The sequence below is a fragment of the Rhodoglobus galactosidasius genome, from assembly GCF_054957775.1.
The window spans coordinates 20,734-37,391 of sequence record NZ_JBQIAV010000005.1 but is presented as its reverse complement, the minus strand read 5'-3'; the positions used below and the strand labels follow the sequence as shown (position 1 = coordinate 37,391).

12 protein-coding genes are annotated in these 16,658 nt (G+C 59.2%); 6 read left to right on the top strand and 6 right to left on the bottom strand.

The window, feature by feature from the left end; all coding sequences use genetic code 11:
- Positions 1-90 precede the first annotated feature (90 nt).
- On the top strand, positions 91-1,572 hold the full coding sequence (locus ACTJJW_RS07880; RefSeq protein WP_462643570.1) for a hypothetical protein: 1,482 nt from the start codon (positions 91-93) through the stop codon (positions 1,570-1,572).
- A gap of 11 nt (positions 1,573-1,583) precedes the next feature.
- Here ACTJJW_RS07880 and sucB read toward each other — a convergent pair whose 3' ends face one another.
- The 3 genes from sucB to ACTJJW_RS07865 form a co-directional block, all read right to left on the bottom strand.
- Positions 1,584-3,113 carry a 2-oxoglutarate dehydrogenase, E2 component, dihydrolipoamide succinyltransferase gene (sucB, locus tag ACTJJW_RS07875; protein ID WP_462643569.1) on the bottom strand — a complete coding sequence of 510 codons (1,530 nt, stop codon included), beginning with the start codon at positions 3,111-3,113 and terminating at the stop codon, positions 1,584-1,586.
- A 60-nt stretch (positions 3,114-3,173) separates the two neighbouring features.
- Positions 3,174-4,547 carry a dihydrolipoyl dehydrogenase gene (lpdA, locus tag ACTJJW_RS07870; RefSeq protein WP_462643568.1) on the bottom strand — a complete coding sequence of 458 codons (1,374 nt, stop codon included), beginning with the start codon at positions 4,545-4,547 and terminating at the stop codon, positions 3,174-3,176.
- A 98-nt stretch (positions 4,548-4,645) separates the two neighbouring features.
- On the bottom strand, positions 4,646-6,178 hold the full coding sequence (locus ACTJJW_RS07865) for a leucyl aminopeptidase (RefSeq protein ID WP_462643869.1): 1,533 nt from the start codon (positions 6,176-6,178) through the stop codon (positions 4,646-4,648).
- A gap of 56 nt (positions 6,179-6,234) precedes the next feature.
- On the opposite strand from ACTJJW_RS07865, the gene ACTJJW_RS07860 reads away from it, so the two are divergent.
- The 3 genes from ACTJJW_RS07860 to ACTJJW_RS07850 all read left to right on the top strand — a co-directional run bounded on the left by ACTJJW_RS07860 (position 6,235) and on the right by ACTJJW_RS07850 (position 9,397).
- On the top strand, positions 6,235-7,170 hold the full coding sequence (locus tag ACTJJW_RS07860; RefSeq protein WP_462643567.1) for a proteasome assembly chaperone family protein: 936 nt from the start codon (positions 6,235-6,237) through the stop codon (positions 7,168-7,170).
- A gap of 99 nt (positions 7,171-7,269) precedes the next feature.
- On the top strand, positions 7,270-8,685 hold the full coding sequence (locus ACTJJW_RS07855; protein WP_462643566.1) for an RNA polymerase sigma factor: 1,416 nt from the start codon (positions 7,270-7,272) through the stop codon (positions 8,683-8,685).
- A 7-nt stretch (positions 8,686-8,692) separates the two neighbouring features.
- Positions 8,693-9,397: a coenzyme F420-0:L-glutamate ligase gene (locus ACTJJW_RS07850; protein WP_462643565.1), complete on the top strand. Its 705-nt coding sequence runs from the start codon at positions 8,693-8,695 to the stop codon at positions 9,395-9,397.
- Positions 9,398-9,415: 18 nt separating this feature from the next.
- On the opposite strand, the gene ACTJJW_RS07845 is transcribed toward ACTJJW_RS07850, so the two are convergent.
- Together ACTJJW_RS07845 and ACTJJW_RS07840 are read right to left on the bottom strand one after the other, a co-directional pair.
- On the bottom strand, positions 9,416-10,417 hold the full coding sequence (locus ACTJJW_RS07845; RefSeq protein ID WP_462643564.1) for a sugar-transfer associated ATP-grasp domain-containing protein: 1,002 nt from the start codon (positions 10,415-10,417) through the stop codon (positions 9,416-9,418).
- A 61-nt stretch (positions 10,418-10,478) separates the two neighbouring features.
- Positions 10,479-10,709, bottom strand: a complete 231-nt coding sequence (locus ACTJJW_RS07840) for a DUF7455 domain-containing protein (protein ID WP_462643563.1) — start codon at positions 10,707-10,709, stop codon at positions 10,479-10,481.
- Between the two features lie 214 nt (positions 10,710-10,923).
- Between ACTJJW_RS07840 and ACTJJW_RS07835 the strand changes: the two genes are divergently transcribed.
- Positions 10,924-13,002, top strand: coding sequence for a DNA gyrase/topoisomerase IV subunit B (locus tag ACTJJW_RS07835; RefSeq protein ID WP_462643562.1), 2,079 nt, complete (start codon positions 10,924-10,926; stop codon positions 13,000-13,002).
- An 8-nt stretch (positions 13,003-13,010) separates the two neighbouring features.
- On the opposite strand, the gene ACTJJW_RS07830 is transcribed toward ACTJJW_RS07835, so the two are convergent.
- On the bottom strand, positions 13,011-15,470 hold the full coding sequence (locus tag ACTJJW_RS07830) for a DNA gyrase/topoisomerase IV subunit A (protein ID WP_462643561.1): 2,460 nt from the start codon (positions 15,468-15,470) through the stop codon (positions 13,011-13,013).
- Between the two features lie 12 nt (positions 15,471-15,482).
- Between ACTJJW_RS07830 and ACTJJW_RS07825 the strand changes: the two genes are divergently transcribed.
- Positions 15,483-16,622: an alkaline phosphatase family protein gene (locus ACTJJW_RS07825; RefSeq protein WP_462643560.1), complete on the top strand. Its 1,140-nt coding sequence runs from the start codon at positions 15,483-15,485 to the stop codon at positions 16,620-16,622.
- The last annotated feature ends 36 nt before the right edge of the window (positions 16,623-16,658 follow it).

The following is a 16,658-nucleotide window of genomic DNA, read 5'->3' as shown; positions in this document are numbered from 1 at the left end:
CCTCACCTTCACTGCACGATGAGTTGGGTAGTTCTCCACAGCTCGCTAGTCACTTCAATGAGGTTCGGGCAGTCCGCCGAGGATTGGGCTGTGACTGATGACGCCGTGACTGGGTATAGGACCATTCGTGCCCTCGCCGAAACTGCCCGCGCGAGAGTGATTCTTGTGCACACGAGATACCCCGATCAGCGAGCTTCTGCGCTTCAGCGGTCGGCATCAGTGCAGTCGATCGTTGAACCGCCACCCGTAATCCGAGCCCTCAAGCGGTTCCACATCGGCACGACAACCGCACAAATACTAACGGAGGTCGAGTGCCTGTCACGGGCGAGTGGTGCCCACATCCTTGCTATTGATGATCTCGCTGCCTCCGCTGATGACGCACCCGTTCTTGTCGTGCGCTGGATCGGGGCGGGCACGCTGCGGCGGCTATTGCGCGATCGACGTTCGCTGCGGCCCGGTGAAGCGATCACGGTCATTGCGCCACTGGTTGCTGCGCTCAGCCGTGCCCACCGGTCAGGGGTTGCAATCGGAGCTGTGACCGCGGATGCCGTGCAGTTCGATGATTCTGGGTGTCCGTTCTTCAGCGAGTTTGGCTTTGCGCAGTTGACTACTACGAGTCCAACTCCCGTCGAGCTGCAACTCGATGAGGCATTCAGAGAAGATCGGCGCCAGTTAGCAACGCTCGCGGGCAGTGTGCTTGCTGCAATAGGTGCTGACAGGGAGGCGTCGCGTTCGGTGCGCGAGCTCAATGATTGGCTTAACGATGACGCAAACACTGGCGTACCCGACTGGGATCAGCAACTTGAGCAGCGGTTGTTTTGCATAGGAGCGCCAGAGCCGCTTCGGCTTGCTGCAGATGCCACGGATGCGGCTACCGAGGCGTCGAGCGCGGTGCGCTTGGTCGCCTCGATTGACCGTGCCCACGGGGTGCCAGCGCTGAGTGAGGCGCGCTCTGTACTTGCTCTACCTTTGGGGCTGGATGGGCATGTTGCTGAGGCAGTGCAGCACTTACAGCAACGTTGCGCTAGTGGCCTCAGTGCACTCGGTGCGTGGTGCCGCCCAGTGCGGGTGCGCACCTGGGTGCTCGCCGCCATCGGGTTAGTCTGTGTGATTTCAGCGGGCGCGATCGTTACCATTGAGGCCGCGGATAGTGGAGACTCAACCGCACAGGCAAACGAGGTGACGGGATTCGCTGAGGAGTTAGTCCCAGAAACGCCGGGCGCAACGGACTCGATCGATGGACTCCCTGCTGACGCAGAGCATGCGCTACCCCTGCTGCTAGCGGCGCGATCCGCGTGCCTTCGGGATCTCTCCGTGGTCTGCCTCGAGTCGGTATCTTCCCTTGGAGCACCCGCGTATGTCAACGATGTCGCACTAGTCGAGGCTGTGCTTGGCGGCGGCGAGATGCCAACCGCCTCCTTGTTCGATCCAGAAACCAGTGTGAAGACACAACAGCTCGGAGACAGTGTGCTCTTTGAATTCGTGGATGGAAAAACAAGCCAACCGGCCTCGGTCCTTCTGGTGAAGGGCGAGACCGGTTGGCGAATCAGGAGCTACACGCTGCCTGAGTGATTCGGATTGAGCTAGATGCCGAGTTTGTCAGCGAAGTCGCCGCCTTCGAGGCGGTTCTTCATATCGACGAGGAAGCGAGCTGCATCAGCGCCGTCCACGATCCGGTGGTCGTAGCTGAGCGCCAAGTACACCATTGAACGGATGCCGATCGAGTCACCATTGGCGTCGCTAATAACAACGGGCTTCTTAGTGACGATTCCCGTGCCCAAGATCGCTGACTGGGGGAGGAACACAATCGGAGTGTCGAACAGGGCGCCGCGCGAACCAGTGTTGGTCAGCGTGAACGTTCCGCCCGAAAGCTCGTCCGGCGTGAGCTTGTTATCGCGAGTGCGCTGTGCGAGATCGGCAATCTCTCCAGCGAGTCCCGCGAGGTCAAGCGATGCGGCATCGCGGATGACTGGCGTGAGAAGTCCACGCTCGGTGTCAACAGCAATGCTGATGTTCTCCTGCGCCGGGTACACGATCGAATTGTCTTCGATTGTCGCGTTGATAATCGGGTTCGACGTGAGTGCTTCGGCCGCAGCAAGTGCGAAGAATGGCAGGAACGAGAGTTTCGTTCCTGTCTTCTCGTGGAACTTGTCTTTGACAGAATTGCGGAAGTTGGCAACAGCCGTGACATCGACTTCGACCACCGAGGTGAGCTGTGCAGAAGACTGCATCGAGATAACGGCACGCTCGGCGATGACCTTGCGCAGTCGAGACATCGGCACTGTCGTGCCACGAAGCGGTGAGACCTCGCGAGCGACGGCTGCGGTTGGAGTAGCAGTGGGCGTTTCAGCGCGTGACGCCTTTTCACTAGCGTCAAGCACATCCTGCTTGCGAATCCGACCACCAACACCGGTACCGGTGATGGTGCTCAGGTCGACACCACGCTCGTTGGCAAGCTTGCGAACGAGAGGAGTGAGGTATCCGGCCTGCGAGTCGTCAGCATCTGAATCGTCATTGTCAGATTCATCGCTGGTCTCCGAAGCTTCTTCTGCAGCAGGCGCAGCGGGGGCCTCTTCAGCGGGCGCGGCCTCAGCAGCGGGGGCATCGGCAGCTGGAGCTTGTTCAGTTGGTGCGGCCTCTGCCTGAGCTTCCTCAGGAGCTGGAGCTTCAGCTGATGGAGCCACCGCAACAGGGGCAGCAGGCTCGGCAGCGGCAGGAGCAGCCTCTTCTGCTGGGGCTTCGGCGGGTTCTTCGGTAGCGGGCGCAGCTTCGGCAGCAGGTGCTGCCTCAGCCGTTGGTGCAGCGGCCTCAGTTTCGGCTTCGGTGGCGGCGGCACGCTCAGTCGTGGCGGCGGGAGCAGCGTCTGAGCCACCCGAACCGTCACCGATTCGAACCAGCGCGGTGCCTACTTCAACTGTCTCGTCTTCGGCAACCAAAATCTCTTCGATGACTCCGGCAACGGGAGAAGGAATCTCCGTGTCTACCTTGTCGGTCGAGACTTCGAGCAGGGGCTCGTCAACCTCTACGCTCTCGCCGACTTGCTTAAGCCAGCGGGTCACCGTGCCCTCGGTGACACTCTCGCCGAGTGCCGGAAGGTTAACGGATTCGCTCATCAGTACTGCTCCTTTGTGATGCTTGTAGTCAATAGCTTAGTTCCGTGATTGAGGCGGAGCCTATACCGCGTGAAGCGGCTTGCCTGCCAGAGCGAGGAATGCCTCGCCGAGGGCCTCGTTTTGAGTGGGGTGTGCGTGTAGCAGCGGTGTGATGTCTTCTGGATGTGCTTCCCAGTTGACGATGAGCTGTGCTTCACCAATTAGTTCGCCTACGCGCGCGCCAATCATGTGTACGCCAACGACGGGGCCATCAACGATGCGAACGACCTTGATAGATCCGGTCGTGCCGATGATGGCGCTCTTGCCGTTTCCGCCCAAGTTGTAGTCGTAGGCCTTGACGTTGTCGGCACCGTGCAGTTCGACTGCCTTGGCTTCGGTCAGACCAATGGATGCAACCTCAGGGTCGCTGTAGGTGACCTTGGGGATGTTGAGGTCGTCAATCACGATCGGCTTGAGGCCGGCGATCTCTTCGACAACGAAGATTCCCTGCTGGAACCCGCGGTGTGCGAGTTGGAGGCCGGGGACAATGTCGCCAACCGCGAATACGCCGGCAACGTTTGTTGCGAGTCGATCGTTGGTCAAGACGAAGCCGCGATCCATTTCGATGCCGACTTCCTCGAATCCGAGACCCGCAGTTGACGGGCCACGACCGACAGCAACGAGAAGAAGCTCTGCCTCAACGATCTCGCCGTTCTCGAGAGTGACAACCACTCCCTCGTCGTTCTGTTCAACGCTCTTGAATCGCACGCCGGTGTGGAAGTTGATGCCACGACGGCGGAAAGCGCGCTCGAACTGCTTGCTTACCGATTCGTCTTCGTTCGGAACAAGGTTGGGGAGACCCTCGATGATCGTCACGTCGGCGCCCCAGCTCTTCCAGACACTGGAGAACTCGACACCGATTACGCCGCCGCCGAGAACGGCAACCTTCTTGGGCACGAAGTCGAGCTCAAGAGCCTGCTCGGAGGTGATTACGCGGCCACCGATTTCGAGACCGGGGAGCGATCGCGAGTACGAACCCGTAGCAAGAACCACGTTCTTGCCGACAACGGTGTCTTCGCCAACCTGAACCGTGTTGGGCGCAACCAGCTTGCCTTCACCCTCGATGACGGTGATTCCGCGCATCTTGATGAGGCTCTGGAGGCCCTTGTACTTGCTGGCAACGATGTCCTGGCGGTACTTCGTGACGCCAGCAATATCAATGCCCTCAAGCGTGGTGTTTACGCCGTACTTGGCGGCTTCCCGGGTGACGTCAGCAACTTCTGCCGAGTGAAGAAGCGCCTTGGTGGGGATGCAACCCACGTGCAGACAGGTGCCGCCGAGCTTGCTCTTCTCGATCAAGCCAACGGTCATGCCTAGTTCGGAGGCGCGCAACGCAGCTGCGTAGCCACCACTTCCTCCACCAAGAACGACAAGGTCAAAATTGTGCTCAGCCAATACAGCAGCTCCTCTTGTAAGGAAATTGATCGCTGGCCCGCAGAGTTGTTTACGGTGCGACCGGATGGTGCGGAAAGAACCCGCATAAAAAAACCTTACTACGGACGAGAAAATTCCTCGGCCAGTTCGATGAGTGTTCTCACACCGATTCCGGTAGCGCCCTTGCCGACATAACCCCAGCCACCAGCGCGGTTATCGGAAGGTCCGGCAATATCAATGTGCGCCCAGGGGATGGTCTCGGTGCTGTCAGCGCGCTTGCCGACGAAGTCCTTGAGGAAAGCAGCGGCAATCAACATGCCACCGGCGGAGTTGCCCGCCTTGATGTTCGCGATGTCCGCAACGTCAGACGCGAGCATGGGGCGCAGTTCAGGGCTGATAGGCATCGGCCAAAATGGCTCACCTACCCTATCGGCAACCGCGACTAACTGATTGACGAGCTCCTTATCGCCCATCGCGCCGGCATAGCGGTTTCCCAGTGCAACCACGGCAGCACCGGTAAGCGTGGCGATATCCACAATGGCATCAGGGTTCTCTTCGCTGGCAACGACAAGGCCATCCGCCATGACGAGGCGACCCTCAGCATCCGTATTGAGCACTTCGACAGTCTTACCGCCGCGAATGGTCAACACATCGTTAGGACGTATTGCGGTGCCGGATGGCATGTTCTCAGCCAGGCACAGCCACGCCGTGAGACGCACATTGGTGCCGAGCTTTGCGCAAGCCTCGACAACGGCCATGACGGTAGCTGCGCCACTCATGTCGAACTTCATGCCGATCATACCGAGGCCTGGTTTAAGCGAAAGCCCTCCCGAATCGAAGGTGATTCCCTTGCCGACCAGCGCAAGGTGTTTAGTGGCGCCGGCGGGGTTGTAGCTGAGCTTGACGAGACGCGGGCCCCGGCTCGAGCCCTGCCCAACACCAAGGATGCCGCCAAAACCGCCCTCTTCGAGTTCTTTCTCTGCAAGAATTTCGACCTCTACATTGTCGAGCGCAGAAAGTTCACTGGCGCGATCTGCAAAGGTTGCGGGGTAGAGCTCACGAGGAGCTTCGTTCACGAGATCGCGAGTCACGTGAGTTGCGTGAGCAATAATCGTGGCTCGTTCGATTAGCGTTGCATCGTTTATTGGGCTCACGACGGTGATGGCCGTGGCGAGGCTCTTGGATGCTTCAGGCTTGCTCGAGCGGTACGCGTCATAGGAGTAGGCGCCGATCGCTGCGCCTTCGAGCGCTGCGAGTGTGTCGTCAGCCGAATCGGTTCCTAAGGCAAGCGCGATGTGGGCTGCTCCGCGCAGTTGGCGCGCTGCCGACCCTGCTGCGTAGCGCAAAATTTCGGGGGAGAGGGCCTGGTCACCGAGGCCGATAAAGGCAACAGCAGGTGCGGCGATACCGGATGCTGGAATGCGGTGAACTTCGTCTTGTGCACCAGTGGCGCCGATGAGGCTCAGAGCCTCAGCAAAAGGCGCGAGAGCGGCCGAAGTATCGACCAATTGAGGTCCAGATTCAGTCTTCACCACCCCGATAACAAGTACCTCGGTTTCGATCTCGGAGGCGGGCGCGGTGGACAAATGCAACGTAGCAACGGTCATGCCCTCATGATATCCAGCATCCGCCTGCATGTTCGCTAGCAGCATGACGCTGTGGGCCGTAACGCTCAGGATGCGGGCGTGCACGCGATTAGAGTTGAATTATGCGAGATCCAGCCGGCCTGTATGACATCGCGACAGATGTCGCTGGGGTGCCGCGCGGTCTCCCGCTTGTCGCTGGCCTTACCGGGTTCGCTGATGCGGGTGGAGCGGTTAGCCAACTCAGCCAATATCTCCTCGATACGCTCGAACGCACTGTGGTCGCATCATTCGACAACGATGCGCTTCTGGACTATCGCGCCCGCCGCCCGACGATTTACTTTGATCAAGATCACTTGAGCGATTACCGTCCAGCCAGGCTCGAGCTGTATCTCGCAAAGGATGAGTTGGGGCAGCCCTTCTTGCTCCTCACCGGCTATGAGCCCGACTTTCAGTGGGAGCGTTTTTCGGCCGCTGTACTCAGGCTCGTCGAGAAGTTCGATGTGAAGTCCACGACGTGGGTTCATGCGATCCCGATGCCTGTCCCTCACACGAGAAGTGTTGGCGTCACAGTAAGCGGAAATCGCAGTGAACTGATCGACTCGTTGTCCGTGTGGAAGCCGCACACTCAAGTGCCGGCCAATGCCATGCACTTGATTGAGTTCCGACTGCAGGAGCTCGGGCACCCAACTGCCGGCTTTGTTCTGCTCATTCCCCACTACCTCGCTGACACCGAATGGCCGACCGCCGCCGTTACCGCGCTGGAAAGCGTGAGCGCGGCGACTGGGCTCATATTTCCTACAGACAGACTTCGTGAAGATGGCCGAGAGTTTGTGGCCAAGATCGACAGCCAGGTCGAAAGCAATCAAGAACTTGCGCGACTTGTTGGCACCCTTGAAGAGCGTCACGACAACTACATGGAAGAGAATCCCATGCGGTCGCCGTTGACGGATGAAGATGGCGAACTGCCATCTGCAGACGAGATTGCTGCCGAGTTGCAAAAGTTCCTTGCGATTAAACGTGCCGGCGACGACGACAGCAACCCGGGGCTGCCTCTCTAAGTCTGGTGTTCGGCACCAAAAAAGCGTGGCATACTAGTAGTAAGACCCGTTCTTGTTCTAGAACCGTTGTGCAGTGCGCAGAACGTTCAGATACTTGACATGGGTCTTAGTACTGCCCGAAAACCTCGGAAAGGTGTTCAGATGGCGACCCGAACTAAGACTGCGGAGTCCGCAACCGCAACGAAGAAGGCTCCTGCTAAGGCAGCAGCACGCACGAAAGCCGTCGACGCGGTAGACGAGGCGACCACAGCAGCCGATGGCGCGGAGAACACCGCCAAGAAGGCAGCCACCAAGAAGCCCGCGACCAAGAAGGCAGCGACGACGAAGTCGACCGCCGAATCGGCAACGGCAACGAAGGCCGCGGCAGTCAAGAAGCCTGCTGCGGCTAAGGCGCCCGCCAAGGCGAAAGCGCCGGCAAAGTCTCGGAAAGCCGCAGCTGCCGCTGCTGAAGTCGTTGAGGCTGACGGCAACGAAGAGTCGAAAGACGACGAAGAAGAAAAGTCGACGAGCAAAGACGAAGCACTGCCCACTGGCGCGCTCGTACTGTCGCTCGTAGACGATGAAGACGACGTTCCCGTTTACTCGGCCGCGATCACCGGTGCTACCGCTGACCCCGTCAAGGACTACCTGAAGCAGATCGGTAAAGTCGCGCTGCTCAATGCAGCTCAAGAAGTTGAGCTTGCGATGCGCATCGAAGCAGGCCTTTTCGCCGAAGATAAGCTTGCGGAGATGGCTCCAGCCGAGGTTCGTTCAACGCTCGGTCGCGAACTTCAGTGGGTAGCTAAAGATGGACAGCGCGCCAAGAGCCACTTGCTCGGGGCAAACCTTCGACTGGTCGTTTCGCTTGCCAAGCGCTACACCGGTCGCGGCATGCAGTTCCTCGACCTGATCCAAGAGGGAAACCTGGGCCTTATCCGTGCCGTCGAGAAATTCGACTACACGAAGGGCTTCAAGTTCTCCACCTACGCAACGTGGTGGATCCGCCAGGCAATTACTCGCGCCATGGCCGACCAGGCTCGCACGATTCGTATTCCCGTGCACATGGTTGAGGTCATCAACAAGCTTGCTCGTGTTCAACGCCAGATGCTTCAGGACTTGGGCCGCGAGCCCACTCCAGAAGAGCTGTCGCGCGAACTGGATATGACCCCTGAGAAAGTCGTCGAGGTTCAGAAGTACGGCCGCGAGCCCATCTCGCTGCACACCCCACTGGGTGAAGACGGCGACAGCGAATTCGGTGACCTCATCGAGGACACCGAGGCCGTCGTGCCGGCGGATGCTGTTGGATTCACCATGCTGCAGAAGCAGTTGGAGAGCCTGCTCGACTCGCTCTCGGAGCGCGAAGCCGGAGTAATTCGCATGCGCTTCGGACTCGGCGATGGAATGCCCAAGACACTTGATCAGATTGGTGACACGTTCGGCGTAACTCGCGAACGCATCCGTCAGATTGAGTCCAAGACGATGGCCAAACTGCGCCACCCGTCACGCTCGCAGTCACTGCGCGACTACCTCGAATAGGCCAATAATGGGTGCTGAAGCGAACGCTGGAAAGAGTCTTACCGTCGAGGTCGATGGAGTCGTTTACGAACGACTTCCCATCAAGACTCGATTGGTGATTCGCGACGATGACATCGTTCAGGTGGTGTCGGAGTACGCAACGGATGTCGTGCGCGATGGCGACATTCTTTTCGTGACCGAGAAGATCGTCGGCATCACACAGGGCCGTGCGTATCCCATTTCTGAGGTGACCCCGCGCAAGCTAGCGACAACACTCTCGAAGTACGTCACGAAGACGTCGCACGGTATTGGTCTCGGCATGCCCGAGACCATGGAAATGGCGCTGCGCGAGTGTGGCACCCCACGCATCCTTTTTGCGGCAGCTGTGGCTGCCGTTACCAAGGCCGTGGGCCGAAGTGGGGATTTCTACCGAATCGCTGGCCCTAAGGCGCGCGCGATTGATGGCCCAACGAAGAACACCATCCCGCCGTACGACTCCCATGTGGTTCTTGGCCCAGCACGTCCCAATGGCGTCGCCAGCGACATTGCTCAGGCACTCGGCGGCTCGATCACGGTCGCTGTAGTCGACATCAATGACTTCGGCGGCAACATTCTTGGGTCGACTGATAAATCCACCAACGCGTTGGTGCTGCAGGTGCTCCAAGACAACCCTCTTGGCCAGGATCACCAGAGCACGCCTCTTGGCGTCATCCGTCGCGTAGCACAGGCTTAGTCAGACTCGCGATCGCTGCTAGAAGTCGATGACTTCGCGAAACTTGGGCAGCAGCCCGGTCTTGATTCCAGTGAGGCTTGGCTTCATCTGAAATACGCCGGTGTTGTAGTTGCCTTCGATGATGGCAGGCCCAGTGGTAGAGATTGCGATGTCCCACCCGACGTAGGGAATCTGCGGAATTATTCGGGAAACGGTGTCGAGCGTGCTCAGCACCTCGTCGTACAGGGGAACCTGAAAGCCGACGATAGGTGTTCCCGTTTGTGGGTGAGTGGTAAAGGTGTTCGCGTATTTGTCGAAGGCGCCATACGGAGCGATTCCGGTCTTTTCATCGAGCACCGTATACATGCCGCCTCGACCGTAATTGTCGACGTCGGCGCCGTTGCCCATTCGCAGCACGGCCTCGAGAACGTGCACGTCGGTGCCGTCGAAGAAAGTGATCATGCGTAGCGAGTTCACACTCGTGGGGCACAGGGCTGACATGCCTGGATGCTGCTCGATGAATGCTTCTACGAGAAACTGGCGGTTGCTCATGAGCTCGCGATACAGAGCCTGCGCGTCGGCGAGTTCTTCGCCGGAATGTTTTTCGATTCCGGCGCCACTCATGCTGTCGACAACCTTGACCATGATGGGGTCGTGAGAGCCGACGAACTCCACAAACTCTGACTCGCTGGCAGTTCTCAGGTCGAGCCAGTCGCGACCAAGCCACTCGTTGAACGTTGCGTTGAATGTTGGCTTGTCGTAGAAACGTTCGCGAAAGTCGCGCTGGTTGTATTTGACGACGATGGAGTTTGCGTTTCCGCTCGTAATCCACGTGCGTCGCTCAGCGCGGTTGAGCACGGTGAATTCGAACTCTTCGTAGTCGAGGTAGCCGGCTTGATAGACAAGCGAGCACCACACCATGTCGAACAGGATCAGAATCGTGGGTGTGCGATCGCGCGCACTGATGGCCCGCGCTACCGCCAGCATGTTCTTGACATCCAGCGACCTAAGACGAGACACGTAGTGTCGGATGCGCTTCACAGTTCTCCTACGAAGGTCACACCGACACTCGTGCCGGCAACGAGCAAACTATCTGACGAGACTAAACAGTGCGTCCAGCGGTCAGACGGCTCGACTCATCGATCCAGTTCACAGCGGTCGGAAACAGCTTTTCCTTGAACTTGGCTCCGTGGTGAGCGCAGAAGAGAAGATCGCCACTGGCGAGGGTCGCGCGAATGTATGCCTGCGCGCCACAACTGTCACAGCGATCGAGCGCCGTGAGGGTGTAGTCCATCTCATCGACTGTGGTGTCTTCTGTTGCAATGTGTGACATGGCCTACTCCTTCTTGCTAGCGGTTGTTAATCCGTACACCCATACAAGCATGAGCACCTGCGGATTGTTCCTATATCGCGGGCATTTCGCTCAGCGCGTATCAGAATTGGTCAGCCTCAATGTCCCCGAGCGATGGGTGTTGATGAGCGGCAATGTCGTGCAAAGAACGTAGTCTTAACGCTGGTCTTCCGTCGTCAAACCCTAGGAGTACATCATGGCGAGCTCTGACTATTCAGCCCGTCACCTCTCAGTACTTGAGGGGCTCGAAGCTGTTCGTAAGCGCCCCGGTATGTACATCGGCTCTACCGACTCACGCGGGCTTATGCACTGCCTCTGGGAGATCATCGATAACTCGGTAGACGAGGCACTCGACGGCCACGGCTCAGAGATCAGTGTGATTCTGCACGCCGACGAGAGTGTTGAAGTTCGTGATCAGGCGCGTGGTATCCCCGTCGATATCGAACCCAAGACGGGGCTCTCGGGCGTTGAGGTTGTCTTCACGAAGCTGCACGCGGGGGGAAAGTTCGGTTCTGGGTCGTATGCGGCTTCCGGTGGACTCCACGGCGTGGGCGCTTCAGTGGTCAACGCGCTGTCTGAACGACTCGACGTTGAAGTTGACCGTGATGGCAAGACGTGGGCGATGTCGTTTCACCGCGGCGAGCCAGGAACGTTTGAGGATTCGGGCGCACCAACACCGGACGCGCCATTTACGCCTTTCGTTTCCGGCAGTGAGCTGCGAGTAGTCGGCAAGGTTCCCAAGGGTCGAACTGGAACGCGCGTTCGTTACTGGGCTGACCGCCAAATTTTCACCAAGGGTGCAGCATTTCAGTCCGATGGGCTGATCGATCGACTGCGTCAAACTGCTTTCCTCGTGCCTAACCTCACCCTGAACGTGGCTGACGAGCGAGGCGATGAGCCACGTCGCGAGAGTTTTGCGTTTGAGGGCGGGATCTCTGAATTCGTTGAACACCTCGCCGTTGACCCTCCGATTACCGACACATGGCGGCTTACCGGCTCTGGGGGATTCACCGAGAGCGTGCCGGTACTGCAGGAGAACGGCCACATGGTTTCGACCGAGGTCTCTCGAGATTGCGTTGTCGATGTCGCGCTGCGCTGGGGTACCGGCTACGAGACTGTCGTCAAGAGCTTTGTCAACATTATCGCGACGCCCAAGGGCGGAACCCATCTCGCGGGGTTTGAGCAGAGTTTGCTCAAGTTCTTGCGCTCCGAGACAGAAAAGAATGCGCGCCGCCTAAAGCTCGGCAACGACAAGCTCGACAAAGACGACGTGCTTGCTGGGCTCACCGTAGTGCTCACGGTGCGCCTGCCCGAGCCGCAGTTTGAGGGCCAGACCAAGGAGGTCTTAGGAACGCCGGCAGTTCGCGCAATCGTCGCCAAGGTCGTTGCCGCAGCTCTCACCGAGAAGTTCTCGTCAACGAAGCGTGACGACAAGGCACAGTCTTCGCTTGTGCTCGACAAGGTTGTTGCCGAGATGAAGTCGCGCATTTCTGCCCGCGCGCACAAAGAGACACAGCGTCGCAAGAATGCGCTTGAGAGCTCGAGTCTGCCGGCGAAACTGGTTGACTGCCGCTCCAACGATGTCGCGAACAGCGAGCTTTTCATCGTGGAAGGTGATTCAGCGCTCGGCACGGCGAAACTGGGCCGCGATAGCGAGTATCAGGCTCTCCTGCCGATTCGAGGCAAAATTCTCAACGTTCAAAAGGCATCCATCAGCGACATGCTCTCGAACGCTGAATGCGCATCGATCATCCAGGTGATTGGTGGAGGTTCTGGGCGCAGCTTTGATCTCTCGACAGCTCGCTACGGCAAAGTCATCATCATGGCGGATGCAGACGTTGACGGCGCCCACATCCGCACGCTGCTATTGACACTGTTCTTCCGCTACATGCCCGATATGATTCGGGATGGTCGGGTCTACGCCGCGGTTCCGCCGCTGCACCGCGTCGTCGTCATCAACCCCGGATCGAAGCCCAACGAGACGATCTACACGTACTCCGAGAAAGAGCTCAACGCAGTTCTGGCTGGCCTCAAGAAGTCGGGAAAGCGGTATCAGGATCCGATCCAGCGCTACAAGGGTCTGGGGGAGATGGACGCCGACCAACTGGCGACCACCACCATGGACCGCAACAACCGCGTGCTACGCCGTGTGAATATTTCGGATGCCGAACAGGCTGGATCAGTCTTCGAGCTGCTCATGGGCAACGAGGTTGCTCCGCGCAAGGAGTTCATCATCCAAGGCCAGGGCCTCGACCGCGACCGCATCGACATCTAGCGACGCAGCTAGGGAGTTGTTCCGATCGAGCCGATCACACTCTCTAGTGGCGTTCCTGAGGCGTCACGTTTGGTCAGCTCGGTTGGCAGCTGACGCACGACGCCATCGGGCGCCACAGCGGCGGCAGGAGCCCTTCCGACCCATCCCAGTGTCAGCACGTCTTCACCCTTAAGCAGCGAGTGTGCGCGCACACCGCCCGTGCCTCGGCCCTTTGCCGGGAACTGGTCAAATTCGCTCACCTTCGCGCGGCCGGGGTCGGTTCCGGCGATTGTTGCGCTCGAACCGGAAACGGTAACCGCGACAGCGTCGGAGCCCGGGTCAACGGAGTCGAAGAAAATCACGCTGGCATCGGCATCCACTCGAATTCCCGCCATTCCGCCGGCGGTGAGTCCTTGAGGGCGCACTGATGAGGCAGCAAAGTGAAGCAGTTGTGCGTTAGACGTGATGAAAGTGAGCTCGTCGCCGTCGCTGCTATGTGCGGCGCCAATAAGTTCGTCGCCGCCCTTGAGCGCAATGACCTCAAACTCGGGCTTTGAGGGCCACGCGCCGGGAGCAATGCGCTTCACGGTGCCCTGTCGTGTTCCCAAAGCGATCGGCTGTTCGCTGTCGAGGGAGACGAGCGCCAACACCTTTTCTTTGCCGTCGATGGCCAAGTACTCGTTGATTTTGGCGCCCGCACCAAGCTGCACAGAGCTCGACGGCACACTCGGGAGATCCACGGCGGTGAAGCGGATGAGTCGGCCGCGAGTGGTAATTGCGCCAACTTCGGCGCGACTAGTCGTGGTCACGCGAGATCGGATCGCATCGTGCTTCGAACGGCGGGGAGCCGCAAGCACGGTCTCACCTTCGGCGATGCTCACACGGATCACTCGACCCGTTGTGGAAAGCAGCACCATGCACGGCTCGTCAGCGATCTCAAGAACGGGCAAGTTCTTGCGTGCAGCCGAACGAGAGGTGGTTGCAATGGATGCCGGGGCCTCGGTCAACAGGGTGCGACGCGGAGTTCCAAACTTCTCAGCAACTTCTTCGAGTTCGTCGGAGACGAGGGCCCGGATCAGGTTGTCGTCTGCCAGTAATGCTTCGAGCCGTTCGATCTCCGCGCGCAGTTTCTCGGCTTCGGCTTCGAGCTCGATCCTGCTGAACTTGGTGAGGCGACGCAGTCGGAGTTCAAGAATATATTCGGCCTGTAGTTCGCTCAGGTCGAAGACGTCGCGCAATCGGGTGCGAGCTTGATCGCTGTCGTCGCTCTGACGAATAACCTGAATGACCTCATCGATGTCGACGATGGCGATGAGCAGGCCTTCGACCAAGTGCAACCGTTCGCGGTGCTTGGTGAGGCGGAAGGTGCTGCGTCGCGTGACGACCTGGAGGCGGTGTTTGAGGAACACTTCGAGCAGCGCTTTGAGGCCAAGCGTCTGCGGGCGGCCATCAACGAGCGTGACCGCGTTGATGCTGAAGTTGTCTTCTAGGGGAGTAAGCCGGTAGAGCTGCTCGAGTACGGCATCCGGGCTGAAGCCGGTCTTGATACCGATGACGAGTCGCAGGCCATGGTTGCGGTCGGTGAGGTCGGTGACATCAGAAATACCGACGATCTTCTTTGCGTTGACACCGTCTTTGATTTTTTCGATGACTCGTTCTGGGCCGACGAGGTAGGGGAGCTCGGTCACGACGAGCCCCATCTTGCGCGCAGTGATGGATTCGACGGACACCTTTGCGCGTGTCTTGAACGCACCGCGTCCATTCGCATAGGCATCTTTGACCCCGGCAAGGCCAATAATCTTGCCCCCTGTCGGAAGGTCAGGGCCGGGAACGAACTGCATGAGTTCCTCGAGCGACGCATCGGGATTCGACAGCAAGTGACGTGCGGCACCGACTACTTCGATGAGGTTGTGCGGCGCCATGTTGGTCGCCATCCCGACAGCAATTCCACTCGCCCCATTGACGAGCAGATTGGGGAACGCCGCAGGAAGCACCTCGGGCTGAGTGGTCGAATTGTCGTAGTTAGGAACAAAGTCAACGACATCTTCGTCGAGATTGTCCGTCATTGCGATTGCCGACGCCTGCAGGCGAGCCTCGGTGTAACGCGGAGCAGCGGGGCCGTCATCCAGCGAACCGAAGTTGCCGTGGCCATCAATCAGCGGCACGCGCAAAATAAAGCTTTGTGTCAGTCGCACCATCGCGTCATAGATCGACGCATCACCGTGAGGGTGCAGCTTTCCCATGACGTCACCAACAACGCGGGAGGACTTGACGTGTCCCTTTTCAGGGCGCAGACCCATTTCGCTCATCTGGTACAGAATGCGGCGTTGCACCGGCTTCAAACCGTCGCGTGCGTCGGGAAGTGCGCGCGAATAGATCACGGAGTACGCGTACTCCAAGAACGACCCCTGCATTTCAGTGGTTACATCGATGTCTTCGATGCGTTCGCCGGCAGGGGAGTCTGGGGTGGGTTTAGTGGGAGTAGCCATAGGATTGCCCTAATGTTACCGGCGCTCAACCCAGACTCAGCGAACCTTACCGATGTGTTGTCAAGTTCACTTCAGGCAATCGAAGGCGAGGCCAATCGCTTGCGCTTGCCGTCGGTCACACACGCCGTGGTCTTGCTCGTTGACGGGCTTGGTGCGCACAGTCTCAAAGCTCGATCCGGTCATGCTCGCACTCTCAGTTCGGCGTTCTCGAAGCACTCGGTCATTCAGTCCGCGTTTCCCACGACGACGGCATCGGCGATCGCGAGCCTCACCACCGGGGCGCGCGCAGGCCAGCATGGTTTAGTCGGTTATAGCGCCCTCGATACCGTCAATGACCGCGTGCTCAACCAGCTTTCTGGATGGGATGCTCGGCTCGACCCGGCAGCTTGGCAGCGGGTTCCGACACTCTTCGAGCGCGCAAGCGAGCGGGGCCACACGGCGGTTGCAGTCGGGGCCGCCCGCTACCGCGATTCCGGGTTTACACGGGCGGTGCTGCGCGGAGCCAAGTACATTGCGGCGGGATCGTTAGCTGAGCGACTGCGCGCCGCGGTTGCTGTTGCCGATACGAGTGATGCGACATCCATCACTTATGTCTATGCGCCTGAACTCGACATGGCTGGCCATGCTCACGGCTGGCAGTCACCCCAGTGGACCCACGCCCTTGAAGCCCTCGATGGGGCACTGGCAGGGGTTGTCGGCCACCTCGCTGACGACCAGGGAATGCTCATCACCGCGGATCATGGCATGGTCGACGTTCCCGCTCACGCGCACGTGCTTTTCGATACAGCCCCAGAACTGCTCATCGGGGTTCGACACGTCGCGGGCGAACCTCGGTGTCTTCAGCTTCATCTCGAACCGGGTGTGAGCGCGGATGAAAGTGCGCGTGTACTCGATCGTTGGCAACAAGCCGAGGGCCACCGGTCGTGGGTCGTTAGTCGTGAGGACGCTGTCGCCGCGGGCTGGTTTGGCGATGTTGACCCGGAGGTCGCACCGCGCATCGGAGATATTATCGTCGCCGCGCGCAAGGCGATTGCGTACTATGACTCGCGCATCCCAAACGATCACGGTCGACTCATGGTCGGTCAGCACGGTTCGTGGTCAGACGATGAGCTGCGTGTTCCTCTACTGAGGTTCGGGGCATTCGCGAACTAGCACGTGGGCGCACCAGCGTCAACGATGCCCACTGCG

Bases quoted from the DNA above. Each gene is read 5' to 3' on its own strand.
- sucB (WP_462643569.1), bottom strand. From the start codon at position 3,113: ATGAGCGAATCCGTTAACCTTCCGGCACTCGGCGAGAGTGTCACCGAG.
- ACTJJW_RS07865 (WP_462643869.1), bottom strand. From the start codon at position 6,178: ATGCTGCTAGCGAACATGCAGGCGGATGCTGGATATCATGAGGGCATG.
- ACTJJW_RS07860 (WP_462643567.1), top strand. From the start codon at position 6,235: ATGCGAGATCCAGCCGGCCTGTATGACATCGCGACAGATGTCGCTGGG.
- ACTJJW_RS07855 (WP_462643566.1), top strand. From the start codon at position 7,270: ATGGGTCTTAGTACTGCCCGAAAACCTCGGAAAGGTGTTCAGATGGCG.
- ACTJJW_RS07850 (WP_462643565.1), top strand. From the start codon at position 8,693: ATGGGTGCTGAAGCGAACGCTGGAAAGAGTCTTACCGTCGAGGTCGAT.
- ACTJJW_RS07840 (WP_462643563.1), bottom strand. From the start codon at position 10,709: ATGTCACACATTGCAACAGAAGACACCACAGTCGATGAGATGGACTAC.
- ACTJJW_RS07835 (WP_462643562.1), top strand. From the start codon at position 10,924: ATGGCGAGCTCTGACTATTCAGCCCGTCACCTCTCAGTACTTGAGGGG.
- ACTJJW_RS07830 (WP_462643561.1), bottom strand. From the start codon at position 15,470: ATGGCTACTCCCACTAAACCCACCCCAGACTCCCCTGCCGGCGAACGC.
- ACTJJW_RS07825 (WP_462643560.1), top strand. From the start codon at position 15,483: ATGTTACCGGCGCTCAACCCAGACTCAGCGAACCTTACCGATGTGTTG.